The sequence below is a fragment of the Polaribacter sp. IC066 genome (genome assembly GCF_007997085.1).
Lineage (GTDB): Bacteria > Bacteroidota > Bacteroidia > Flavobacteriales > Flavobacteriaceae > Polaribacter.
The window spans coordinates 25,608-38,612 of the sequence record NZ_VORR01000040.1 but is presented as its reverse complement, the minus strand read 5'-3'; the positions used below and the strand labels follow the sequence as shown (position 1 = coordinate 38,612).

11 protein-coding genes and 1 other RNA gene are annotated in these 13,005 nt (G+C 32.3%); 8 read left to right on the top strand and 4 right to left on the bottom strand.

What is annotated here, in order from left to right:
- Positions 1-210: 210 nt before the first annotated feature.
- The 3 genes from ES044_RS13255 to ES044_RS13245 are packed head-to-tail and all read right to left on the bottom strand — an operon-like array spanning position 211 to position 1,952.
- Complete coding sequence (locus tag ES044_RS13255; RefSeq protein WP_223269194.1) at positions 211-612, bottom strand: hypothetical protein; 402 nt, start codon at positions 610-612, stop codon at positions 211-213.
- Positions 613-615: 3 nt separating this feature from the next.
- On the bottom strand, positions 616-1,335 hold the full coding sequence (locus tag ES044_RS13250) for a DUF3307 domain-containing protein (RefSeq protein ID WP_147119515.1): 720 nt from the start codon (positions 1,333-1,335) through the stop codon (positions 616-618).
- On the bottom strand, positions 1,335-1,952 hold the full coding sequence (locus ES044_RS13245) for a SatD family protein (RefSeq protein ID WP_147119516.1): 618 nt from the start codon (positions 1,950-1,952) through the stop codon (positions 1,335-1,337). The genes ES044_RS13250 and ES044_RS13245 overlap by 1 nt, the downstream gene beginning before the upstream one ends.
- Positions 1,953-2,236: 284 nt before the next feature.
- On the opposite strand from ES044_RS13245, the gene ES044_RS13240 reads away from it, so the two are divergent.
- The 8 genes from ES044_RS13240 to ES044_RS13205 all read left to right on the top strand — a co-directional run bounded on the left by ES044_RS13240 (position 2,237) and on the right by ES044_RS13205 (position 12,110).
- Positions 2,237-4,558 (top strand): ATP-dependent helicase, encoded by a 2,322-nt coding sequence (locus ES044_RS13240; RefSeq protein WP_147119517.1) that lies wholly within the window; start codon positions 2,237-2,239, stop codon positions 4,556-4,558.
- A 129-nt stretch (positions 4,559-4,687) separates the two neighbouring features.
- Positions 4,688-5,341: a DUF4290 domain-containing protein gene (locus ES044_RS13235; protein ID WP_147119518.1), complete on the top strand. Its 654-nt coding sequence runs from the start codon at positions 4,688-4,690 to the stop codon at positions 5,339-5,341.
- Positions 5,342-5,347: 6 nt separating this feature from the next.
- Entirely contained in the window at positions 5,348-6,658 is a 1,311-nt protein-coding gene (gene murA / locus ES044_RS13230) for a UDP-N-acetylglucosamine 1-carboxyvinyltransferase (protein ID WP_147119519.1), read from the top strand.
- A gap of 41 nt (positions 6,659-6,699) precedes the next feature.
- Positions 6,700-7,251 carry an NUMOD4 domain-containing protein gene (locus ES044_RS13225; RefSeq protein ID WP_147119520.1) on the top strand — a complete coding sequence of 184 codons (552 nt, stop codon included), beginning with the start codon at positions 6,700-6,702 and terminating at the stop codon, positions 7,249-7,251.
- 82 nt (positions 7,252-7,333) lie between these two features.
- Complete coding sequence (locus ES044_RS13220) at positions 7,334-7,882, top strand: nucleotide exchange factor GrpE (protein ID WP_147119521.1); 549 nt, start codon at positions 7,334-7,336, stop codon at positions 7,880-7,882.
- Positions 7,883-8,033: 151 nt separating this feature from the next.
- Positions 8,034-9,167, top strand: a complete 1,134-nt coding sequence (gene dnaJ, locus ES044_RS13215) for a molecular chaperone DnaJ (RefSeq protein ID WP_147119522.1) — start codon at positions 8,034-8,036, stop codon at positions 9,165-9,167.
- 189 nt (positions 9,168-9,356) lie between these two features.
- Positions 9,357-9,664: RNase P RNA component class A (gene rnpB, locus ES044_RS13210), an RNA gene on the top strand.
- 178 nt (positions 9,665-9,842) lie between these two features.
- A complete protein-coding gene (locus tag ES044_RS13205) occupies positions 9,843-12,110 on the top strand; it encodes an aconitate hydratase (protein ID WP_147119523.1) in 2,268 nt (755 codons plus the stop codon).
- Positions 12,111-12,320: 210 nt separating this feature from the next.
- On the opposite strand, the gene tnpA is transcribed toward ES044_RS13205, so the two are convergent.
- Positions 12,321-12,764, bottom strand: coding sequence for an IS200/IS605 family transposase (gene tnpA, locus ES044_RS13200; protein WP_147119524.1), 444 nt, complete (start codon positions 12,762-12,764; stop codon positions 12,321-12,323).
- Between the last annotated feature and the right edge of the window lie 241 nt (positions 12,765-13,005).

Here is a 13,005-nt window from a genome sequence, read left to right as displayed (position 1 = left end):
GAATAGCTTTTAGTTTATCGGCATGTTTTCTTTGTTTACAATTACGGTGTAATTGTTTAATTGTAATTTTCTCTTCTTGTGATAATTTTATAGTCATACATCTGAATATCAACAATATAAAGATACTAAATATTACTCAAAATAACAAAAATATAGTGCTTAAATAACTGAAAAACAGTAATTTAATATCAATAATTAGACCATGAAATTTTATGTTCCCGAAAACCTAAATGTATTGAGTATAACGGCACTTTTAGATGCGTAAATGGCCGTCCAAGTGTCATTAGAAATATAAATTTGTTGTACCAAATTATGCTCAAACTCTTGTTCTATATTGCCAATTAAAAGCTGTAAATATGCATTTGTATCCGTTGATAATGGTTGAATTCTTACCAGCATTTTTACAGGGTTAATACGCTCACAAAATAATAAAAGTCTTTCATAAGCTTGTAATTTAATGGGTAAAGAATCTTTTCTTTTTGCTGCAAACAATTCTAATTTTTTTTCAGAATTTTTATTTTTTATAAATCCGTTAAACATATAATAAGCCACAAAACCAGTAACAGCTGCAGGTAAAATATACGCAATACTCTCTAATAATTTATCTTCCATAGATTAAAGTAAATTTAAAACGTACAAATATAAAACTCCTAAAAGTATCGCAATCCCAAAACTTAATAAAGTTCCGATTAAAATATATTCGGTCAATTTTCTATCTTTAGATGATGTTAAATCTCCGAATCTAAAAACAGATTTTGCTGCCAACAAAAATCCAATCGCTTCCCAGTGGTTTGTAATGACAAAAGTGAACACAAATAAACGTTCTAAAATACCAATGTAGCGCCCTGCTTTTGCTAAAGAATCGTCGTTTTCTTGTTTCTTTTCAGGATTCCATTGCGTAATAATCAGTTTGATGATAATTGCAGAAACAGAAACAACCAATAGCAAAAAGATCAAAAATAATAAATTTTTCTCTGTGACGATAGAAGCTATTGAAAATGAAAAGTCAGTATAAATAAAAGTAGCAATTGTTATGATTAAAAGGTGTAAAACTTGGTCTACAAAAAACCAAATTCGTTTTGTTTTCTTCTTTTGAAGGTATAACTTTAACAAATCGATTCCATAATGAGAAATGATAATTAGTAAAAATACGAGCCAATAATCTTGTAAATTAAATTGAAGAAGTAGCAATAATAAAATAGCATGAACACCAATATGAGCGTATAATTTGGTTGATTTTGCTTTATGTTCTTCTTTATCTTTTATCCATTTTTCTGACTGAAAAACAAAATCGCCTAAAATATGCGCCAATAAAAATTTTAAAAATAAGATCATTAGTGTCTGTTTATTTTCTGGTGGATTAATTTCTGAAATCGTTGTTCTAATTTCATCACTTGCTCGAAACCAGCTCTTTTTTGTCGTTCACTAACTCTACCTTGGGTAATTCTTAAAATAGCAGCAATTTCTTTTTGTGTTGCATTTTCATCTTCTAATGAAATTTTAAATACTTCGGCAGAATTTACAGTCCAAGAATCCATGGTTAATAAAGCCAAATCAAAGGCAATATTTAATTCTTCATCGATTGCTGGCCAAGGCGTTTTTAGGGCTAATGATTGTTTTTTTAAATAGGTGTCAAAAGCAAATCCAGAATTTATAAATGCTTCTCCGTTAGCTTCTGTAATTTTGTCAGCATCAAATTCTTTTTTTCCAATTCCGATGCCAATTCTAACATCAACAGTACCTATTTTTTTAAGTGCAGCTTTTATTTTTAGCGCAGCATAAAAGGCTTTTTCACAGTTTTCTATTTCTAATTGAAAACTATCTCCTCTATAAATTTGCCAATATTTTGGAGCGTTACCAAAAGTATTCAAGATTTCTTTTAAAGTCTTTAGCCATAAATTATCGTCTTTCTTTCTAGAATTGATAATATCGCCTGTTAAAATACTTGTCATTAGAATGATTAATTTTTATCAAAGATATACTTTATCGCATAAAAAAGCAAAAATATCTGCCTATAAGCAGATAATTTAATTTATCTGTCTATAGGCAGATATTTATATTTATCTGCCTATAGGCAGATAATAATTGAGTTGATATGGTTTATAGATTCTAAAACCTTAGTTCATCTTATCTCAATTTTAAAATAATAACTTGTGAATAAAAACTCGCTATCTCTCTTTAAAAAAACAAAAAGTTTGGTTAAATTCACACTTTTAAAATCTATCAAAACATTCTATTGAATACATACTTAAATTCTTTAAACGAAGCACAAAAAGAGGCAGTCTTACAGAAAGATGGGCCTATGATCATTATTGCAGGTGCAGGCTCTGGTAAAACACGTGTTTTAACCTATAGAATTGCACATTTAATGCAATCTGGAGTTGATGCCTTTAACATTTTATCGCTAACATTTACCAACAAAGCTGCCAAAGAAATGAAGGCAAGAATTGCTGGAGTTGTTGGGCAAAGTGAAGCTAAAAATCTTTGGATGGGAACTTTTCACTCTGTTTTTGCCAGAATTTTACGTTCAGAAGCAGATAAATTAGGTTTTCCATCAAACTTTACGATTTACGATACACAAGATTCTGTTCGATTGATAAGCTCTATTATTAAGGAAATGGGTTTAGACAAAGAACGGTATAAACCAAAGCAAATTTTAGGCAGAATTTCATCCTTTAAAAATAGTTTAGTTACTGTAAGAGCGTATTTCAATAATGCTGATTTACAAGAAGCAGATAAGAATGCAAGCAGGCCAAAAGTAGGCGATATCTATAAAAATTATGTAGACCGATGTTTTAAAGCGGGTGCTATGGATTTTGATGATTTATTGTTGAGAACAAACGAATTACTAGCACGTTTTCCTGAATCATTAGCAAAATACCAAGACCGTTTTAGGTATATTATGGTCGATGAGTATCAAGATACAAACCACTCGCAATATATAATTGTAAGAGCTTTGGCCGATAAGTTTGGTAATATTTGTGTGGTTGGTGATGACTCTCAAAGTATTTATAGTTTTAGAGGTGCCAATATCGAGAATATTTTAAATTTTCAGAAGGATTATCCGGATGTAAAAACGTTTAAGCTTGAGCAAAATTATCGGTCAACAAAAAATATTGTGAACGCTGCAAATTCAGTAATTGCAAGGAACAAAACAAAATTAGATAAAGAAGTTTGGACGTCTAATGACGCCGGAGATTCTATCAACGTAATGCGTACCATTTCTGACGGAGAAGAAGGTCGTTTTGTAGCCCAATCTATTTGGGAAAACCAAATGAATCATCAACTAACACCCGATGATTTTTGTGTATTGTACAGAACAAACTCACAATCTAGAGCCATTGAAGACGCATTAAGAAAAAAAGGAATTGATTATAAAATTTATGGCGGAATTTCTTTTTACCAAAGAAAAGAAATCAAAGATATTTTGTCTTATTTACGTATTTTAATCAACCCAAATGACGAGGAAGCGTTTAAGAGAATTATCAACTATCCGGCAAGAGGAATTGGTGCAACTACTATCGATAGGCTCACCATTGCAGCAAACCATTATAAAAAATCAATTTTTGATGTTTTAAAATACATTGATAAAATAGATTTAAAAATAAATGTTGGAACTAAAAATAAGCTCCGGAATTTTATGAACATGATTTTAAGTTTGCAAATAGAATCGCAAACTAAAAATGCATTTGAAATTGCAGAAATCGTCGTTAAACAGGCAAAATTAATTAAAGATTTAGAAAAAGACGGCACTCCAGAAGCGATTAGTAAAGTAGAAAATGTTCAAGAACTGTTAAACGGAATTAAAGATTTTATTACCGATAAAATAGAACAAGGAGAAGATGCATCTTTAACTTCTTTTTTAGAAGATGTTGCTTTAGCCACAGACTTTGATTCTAAAAAGGATGATGATAAGCCAAGTGTGTCTTTAATGACCATTCACCAATCGAAAGGTTTAGAATATATGTATGTGTATATTGTTGGTCTTGAAGAAAACTTATTTCCGTCTGCAATGAGCATGAATACCAGAAGTGAGTTAGAAGAGGAGCGCAGATTATTTTACGTAGCCATTACAAGAGCAGAAAAAGTTGCTTATTTAACATATGCTCAAACTCGTTATCGATGGGGAAAATTAATTGATGCAGAACCGAGTCGATTTTTAGAAGAAATTGATGAGCAATATTTGCATTATATTACTTCAAAAAAACCAGAATCTTCTGTAAATAACTTTATAGATAAGAGCATTTTTGAGGACTCACCAAAAGGAATTCGTTTTCAAAAACCAATTCAACGTAAAAAAGCCGAGCGTGATTTGTTAAAAAAGAAAGAAATTGTTGTTCCTAAAAATCTAAAAAAGGCATCAGAAACTGCCTCTAAAGCAAATTTATTCGATAATGATATTGCTGTTGGTAATATCATTGAGCATGAGCGTTTTGGTAGAGGAGAAGTACTTTCTTTAGAAGGCAAAGGCCCCGATAAAAAAGCGATGATTAAATTTGGCACTGCCGGAAAGAAAAATCTTTTGTTACGTTTTGTGAAATTAAAAATTATTGGTTAAAAAGTGCCAACAATACTAAAATAAAGTGCTATTTTGCAACATTAAATAACTACAAAGCATAAATTATCAGTTCTAAAGCCACGTTTTTTTATAAATAATGTAGCAAGAACACACTTCAAATATAAATAAATGACATTCGATTTAGAATATAATTCAGGAAGACCGTTAATGATAATACCAGAATACGGCAGACATATACAAAAATTAGTAGACCATTGTTTGGCTTTAGAAACTAAAGAAGAACGTGATAAAATGGCGAAAGCAATTGTAGATGTTATGGGGAATTTACAACCACATTTACGAGACGTTCCAGATTTTAAGCACAAGCTATGGGATCAATTGTACATTATGTCAGATTTTAAGTTAGACGCAGATTCGCCCTATCCAATTCCGTCTAGAGAAGAGTTGCAAGAAAAACCAGAAGGGTTGCCTTACCCTAAATATGCGTCAAAATACCGTTATTACGGTAACAATATTCAAACGATGATAGACATTGCTTTGAGTTGGGAAGAAGGCGATAAGAGAGAAGCGTTGGTTTTTACGATTGCAAATCACATGAAAAAATGCTATTTAAACTGGAATAAAGACACGGTTGATGATGCAGTTATTTTTAAGCATTTATATGATTTATCTGGCGAAAAATTTGATTTAAGAAATTCTGATGAAGAATTATCTGAAAGTAAAAATTTGTTGAAAAAAAGAAATTCTCAAGGTCAGAATACCTCTAAAACCATCCACAAGAAACCACATCACAACAATCAGAATAAAAATAGAAAAAGATAAAAGTCAATGGCATCATTTAAAATTGAAGGCGGTCATAAATTAAACGGAACGATTACTCCACAAGGAGCAAAAAATGAAGTTTTACAAATACTTTGCGCAGTTTTATTAACGAAAGAAAAAGTAACAATCAATAATGTTCCGGATATTATTGATGTAAACAAGCTTATCTTTATTTTAGGCGAATTGGGTGTTAAAGTAGAAAAGTTAACTAGAAATTCTTATTCTTTTCAGGCAAATACTCTTAATTTAAAATACCTAGAGTCTGCAGAATTTAAAAGAGACGGCAGTTCTTTGCGAGGTTCAATAATGATTGTAGGTCCTTTATTAGCTCGTTTCGGAAAAGGGTATATTCCTAGACCTGGCGGCGATAAAATTGGCAGAAGACGTTTAGACACGCATTTTGAAGGGTTTATTAGATTAGGTGCAAAATTTAGATATAATAAAGAAGAACATTTTTACGGTGTAGAAGCAGAAGAATTAATTGGTACAGACATGCTGCTAGACGAGGCTTCTGTTACCGGAACAGCCAATATATTAATGGCATCGGTTTTAGCAACAGGAACTACTACAATTTACAATGCTGCTTGTGAACCTTACATTCAACAATTATGTAAAATGTTGAATGCTATGGGCGCAAATATTACGGGAGTTGGATCTAATTTATTAACCATTATTGGGGTTGATGTTTTAGGAGGATGTGAACATACCGTTTTACCAGACATGATCGAAATTGGCTCTTGGATTGGTGTAGCCGTAATGACCCATTCAGAATTAACCATTAAAAATGTAAGTTGGGAGAATTTAGGACAAATTCCGAATGTTTTTAGAAAATTAGGCATTAAATTTGAAAAAAGAGGAGACGATATTTACATTCCTGAACAAGAATCGTATGAAATTCAGAATTATATAGACGGTTCTGTTTTAACTGTGGCAGATGCACCTTGGCCGGGTTTTACGCCAGATTTGTTAAGCATCGTTTTGGTTGTTGCAACCCAAGCAAAAGGAACGGTTTTAATACATCAAAAAATGTTTGAAAGCAGGTTGTTTTTTGTTGATAAATTAATAGATATGGGTGCAAAAGTAATTTTGTGTGATCCGCATAGAGCAACTGTAATTGGTATGAATTTTGAAAGCTCATTAAAGGCAACTAAAATGACATCACCAGATATTAGAGCAGGTATTTCGTTGTTAATTGCTGCACTTTCTGCAAAAGGAACATCAATCATTAATAATATTGAACAAATAGATAGAGGGTATGAAAATATAGAAGCTCGTTTAAAATCTATTGGTGCAAAAATTGAAAGAATTGAAAATTAAGAAAAAGTTTTAATTAATCATTTTAATTTAACTTTTATAGTATGATAAGACATTTATGGAACGAGGAATGGAAAAATATTCAGTTTGATGAAGTAATTTCTGTAAAACTAAAGTTTAAAATTTCTAATTATGGCAGAGTGATTAATTGCTCTGGCGAAAAAGAATATTTAAAAAACAGAACCTTTATTAACGGATATGAAACTATTTCTTTAAAACAAGAAATTAATAAGAAGTCTACAAGTAGGTATGTGCACAAATTAGTGGCACAGCATTTTATCGAAAAAGAAAATGAAAATCAAATTTATGTAATTCATTTAAATTATGATAAAGATGACAATACCGTAGAAAATTTACAATGGGCAACTAAAAGAGAAAAAGAGTTGCATCAATTTAACAACCCAACCTGGGAGGCTATATTTAAAAATAAAAGTATAGAGTACGCTAAATTATCTGTAGGTAAAGTAAAAATTATTAAACGGCAGCTTAAAAATAAGCGTACAAGAATCTCAATGATTGCCAAACGATTTGGAGTTTCAGATACACAAATTCATAGAATAAAGTCTGGCGAGAATTGGTCTCATGTTAAAATATAAAAAATAGTGTCAGTTTGACACTATTTTTTTGTTGGCAACATTTTTGACAATAGTTAAGAGACAATTTAATTATTACAAAGAAATGAGTAAAAAAGAAGATATAAAAGAAGAGGAAATAACGACCGAACAAGAAACTGTGCAAGTTGAGGAAAATCAAGAAGTTGAAGCAGAAATTGTAAAAGAAGAACCTACTTCAGAAGAATTAATTCAGGCTGAAAAAGACAAGTTTTTACGTTTATTTGCAGAGTTCGAAAACTACAAGAAAAGAACAACTAGAGAAAGAATAGAGTTATTTAAAACTGCTGGTCAGGAATTAATGACATCTTTACTGCCAGTTGTAGACGATTTTGAGCGTGCTTTAGCCCATATAGAAGAAGAGAAAGAAGCCGAAGAAGTTAGAAAAGGAGTCTTGTTAATTTATCAAAAATTTTATAATACTTTAGAGCTAAAAGGATTATTAAAAATAGAAACCAATGCTGGCGATGTTTTTGATGCAGAAATTCATGAAGCAATTACACAGATTCCAGCTCCTACAGAAGATTTAAAAGGAAAAGTAATTGATTGTGTAGAAAAAGGATACAAGTTGGGTGATAAGATAATTAGATATCCAAAAGTAGTAATAGGACAGTAAAAAGTGAGTTGTTTTTAGATATGGTTGCTCATAATTGAGTTTACATAAAAAAAAACATGCAAACTAAAAAAGTGTTCAGTAAGAACGTATTCGATGGCAAAAACAGTGAGCACTGAAAACTGCAACCGGAAACTGAAAACTAAAAAAGATAATGGCAAAACAAGATTTTTACGACATATTAGACATTTCTAAATCGGCTTCACAAGCAGAAATTAAGAAAGGTTATAGAAAAATGGCAATTAAATATCATCCAGATAAAAATCCTGATGATAAAACTGCCGAAGAAAACTTTAAAAAAGCAGCTGAAGCTTACGAGGTTTTAAGCGATGAAAATAAGAAAGCACGGTATGATCAATACGGTCACCAGGCTTTTGATGGTCCTCAAAGTGGCGGTGGCGGCTTTGGCGGTGGCGGCATGAACATGGATGATATTTTCAGTCAGTTTGGAGATATTTTTGGTGGCGGTGGTGGCGGTTTCGGCGGCGGCTTTGGCGGCGGCGGAAGACAGCAAGCTAGAGTTAAAGGAAGTAATATGCGAATTCGTGTAAAACTAACTTTAGAAGAAATTGCAAAAGGCGTAGAAAAGAAGGTTAAAGTTCGTAGAAAAGTGCAGGCAGATGGGGTACGATATAAAACATGTACAACATGTAATGGTTCTGGTCAACAAATGCGCGTTACCAATACTATTTTGGGTAGAATGCAAACTGCAACTACGTGCGGAACTTGTTCTGGAGCCGGAGAAATTATAAGCTCAAAACCTAATGAAGCAGACGCACAAGGATTAATTATAAAAGAAGAAACAGTACCAATTAATATTCCTGCAGGTGTTACCGAAGGAGTTCAGTTAAAAGTAGGAGGAAAGGGGAACGATGCTCCTGGTAAAAATTCTATTGCTGGAGATTTATTAGTACTCATAGAAGAAGTGCCTCATGAAACGCTGAAAAGAGAAGGCACAAATATTCATTACGATTTATATATCAATTTTTCTGAAGCTGTTTTAGGAACGAGTAAAGAGGTAGAAACCGTTACTGGTAAAGTGAAAATTAAAATTGATGCAGGTACGCAATCTGGTAGAATTTTACGTTTAAAAGGTAAAGGATTACCAAGTATAGAACGCTATGGAACAGGTGATTTTTTAATACATACTAATGTTTGGACGCCACAACAATTAAACAAGGAGCAAACGCAGTTTTTTGAAAAAATGACTGATGATGATAACTTTGCGCCAAGTCCGAATACAACAGATAAATCATTTTTTGAGAAGGTTAAGGACATGTTTTCTTAAATAAATATTAAAAGTGAAGAAAAAGACTATTAATTTTTTGATATATGTTTTTTGTTACTTCATTTTTATATACATTTGTAGTGTTATTGAGAAATCGATAACACTTTTTCTTTTTCATAGCAATTTTTCCCACTCAAATTTCATTTGAGTGGGTTTTTTTTAAAGCAAAAGAAATATAATAGAAAATAGAAAGCAGATTTATCTTATCGCCACGCTTCGGTGTGGAGGAAAGTCCGGACACCATAGAGTACTCATAGCGGATAACATCCGTCCAGCGTAAGTTGAGGACCAGTGCAACAGAAAGCAAGTACAGTTCGGCTGTAGTGAAACCAGGTAAACTCTATGAGGTGCAATGTCATGTATATTAGAGCTTGAGGGCTACTCGCTCGATTCTAAAGGGTAGGCAGATAGATTCTAAGAGCAATTTTAGAACTAGATAAATGATAAGAACCTTAAAATTTAAGGCACAGAATTCGGCTTACAAGTCTGCTTTTTTATTTTCCTTGTTAATTCTTCATTAATACTGTTAATAATCATCTTTTTATTGAAATATAGTTAGTGTTTTAATACATAGCTTTTGTTTATTCATTAATTATAGCAATCTATTATTTATCTTTCAAAATTGATTTTAATACTGTAGATTTGTTTTACAAAATTTAAAATTTATACGCAGATATGGCTTTTGATATTGATATGATTAAACAGGTTTACGCAAACATGACAGAACGCGTAGATGCTGCTCGCAAAATTACAGGAAAACCACTTACCTTGTCAGAAAAGATTTTATATTCTCATTTATGGGAAGGAACTCCTACTAAAGAATTGGTTAGAGGAAAAGACTATGTAGATTTTGCGCCGGATAGAATTGCTTGTCAAGACGCAACTGCACAAATGGCTTTATTGCAATTTATGCAAGCTGGTAAGCCCAAAGTTGCTGTACCCACAACAGTTCACTGTGATCATTTAATTCAAGCTAAAGATGGCGCTGCAACAGACTTAAAGCACGCAAACAATACAAGTAGTGAAGTTTTTAATTTTTTAGAATCTGTTTCTAACAAATATGGAATTGGTTTTTGGAAACCAGGAGCAGGTATTATTCACCAAGTAGTTTTAGAAAATTATGCATTTCCTGGTGGAATGATGATTGGTACAGATTCTCATACAGTAAATGCAGGAGGATTAGGTATGGTTGCTATTGGTGTTGGTGGTGCTGATGCTGTAGATGTGATGGCGGGTATGGCTTGGGAATTAAAGTTTCCTAAATTAATCGGAATTAAATTAACCGGAAAATTATCTGGTTGGACGGCTCCAAAAGATGTTATTTTAAAAGTTGCTGAAATTTTAACTGTAAAAGGAGGAACAGGTGCAATTGTAGAATATTTTGGACCAGGAGCAACTTCTATGTCTTGTACTGGTAAAGGTACAATTTGTAATATGGGTGCAGAGATTGGTGCAACAACATCAACTTTTGGTTATGACGAGTCTATGGAACGGTATTTGCGTGCTACAGATAGAGAAGACGTTGCAGATGCTGCTAATAAAGTAAAAGATTACTTAACTGCTGATGACGAAGTATATGCAAATCCAGAACTTTATTTTGATCAAGTAATTGAAATAAATTTATCAGAATTAGGTCCTTTATTAAACGGTCCTTTTACGCCAGATTTATCAACGCCTGTTGGTGCTGATATGACTAAAAAAGCAACAGACAATGAATGGCCACTTACTGTAGAGTGGGGATTGATTGGTTCTTGTACAAACTCATCTTATGAAGATTTATCTAGAGCTTCTTCAATTGCACAACAAGCTATTGATAAAGGTTTAAAAATGAAATCAGAATTAGGAATTAATCCTGGTTCAGAGCAAGTAAGATATACGGCTGCTAGAGACGGAATTCTTGGGATTTTCGAAAACTTAAATGCTAAAATATTTACCAATGCTTGTGGTCCTTGTATCGGTCAGTGGGCACGATATTCAGATCCTAAAAATGCTCCTAAAAATAGTATTGTACATTCCTTTAATAGAAACTTTGCTAAAAGAGCAGATGGTAACCCGAATACACATGCATTTGTTGCATCACCAGAAATAACTGCAGCCATAGCAATTGCAGGGCGTTTAGATTTTAATCCTTTAAAAGATTTTTTAATCAACGAAGACGGAGAAAAAGTAATGTTTGATGAACCAACTGGATGGGAATTGCCTCCAAAAGGTTTTGAGGTAAAGGATAACGGTTATTTAGCGCCAGAAAAAGACGGAAGTCACGTTAAGATTGCGGTTAACGAAGATTCAGAAAGATTACAATTATTAGAGCCTTTTACGCCTTTAGGAAATACAATTTCAGGTGCAAAATTATTAATAAAAGCTTTTGGTAAATGTACTACTGATCATATTTCTATGGCAGGACCTTGGTTGCGTTTTAGAGGTCATTTAGATAATATTGCAAACAATACCTTAATAGGAGCTATAAACGCTTTTAATAAAAAAACAAACTTTGTTAAAAATCAAATAACAGGAGAATATAATGCAGTGCCTGCGGTTCAAAGAGAATACAAAAAAGCCGGAATTAATACGATCGTTATTGGTGATCATAATTATGGTGAGGGTTCCTCTAGAGAGCATGCTGCAATGCAACCAAGACATTTAGGTGTTGCTGCTGTAATTGTAAAATCTTTTGCAAGAATTCATGAAACAAACTTGAAAAAGCAAGGAATGTTAGGGTTAACATTTGCTAATGAAGCAGATTACGATTTAATTCAAGAAGATGATACGTTTAACTTTTTAGATTTAAACGAATTTGCTCCAGATAAGCCATTGACTATTGAAGCGGTTCATGCTGATGGATCTAAAGATGTATTTGAAGTAAATCATACGTATAATAACTCTCAAATTGTTTGGTACAATGAAGGTTCTGCTTTAAATTTAATTAAAAAGCAAAACGCTTAAAATTAATAACATGATAGCTTAAAACTCCTAAAGAAATTTAGGAGTTTTTTTATGAATAAAAATAATCGTTCAATTTTTGAGTAAGTGCAAAAGTTCAATTTTCGGAAATATAAGTGTAAACCTCTCTTATAATGGTTCAGTTTGTGATGCTCTCCAGATCGCAAGTAAGCGCAAAAAAATGAACTATCCCGAGGCAGAGCCATCGGGGTATCAAAACAATCGGAGTTGATCTGAATGTATCTTTTCGTATTCATTTTTACCTTGATTTTGAAGATACTTTTTTATGACTTCTTCATTTGCATATTGACCGAGTGTATTTACATAGTAACCACTTGTCCAAAACTTCCCTCCCCACAAAAACCTTTTAACTTCTGGGTGTAGCCTAAAGATTTCTTTTGCTGTAATACTTTTGACTGCACTAATTATCTTTTTTGGAGAATTTACTGGAACACTTTGAATCAAAAAATGAACATGATTCCCATCAATACCAATTTCCAAAAACTGAATCTCATAACGAGGTTCTATTTTCAAACAAATCTCTTTAAAAGTATTTGAAACATCTGTTGTAAAAACTGTTTGTCTATATTTTACCAGACAAAAAAAATGATATAACAGCAAACTTCTGTTATGACTTTTATGAATATGTTCACTCATAAATACAAAAGTACATATCTTTACGCAACACCCGAGGCAGAGCCTCGGGGAATTCTATCGATTAAATTTTTCGTTTTCTTTCAATAAACCTAGAAAGCTAGACGCTAAATATTTTTTTAGAATGATAAAGTTTGCAAAAATACTACTATAAACTACAAAAAAACCGGAAATAACCTTAAAGTTTGCCAAGCTGAAAGCATTCCACATTAAAGAGAGTATATCAAATTTTCGTTTTCTCTCA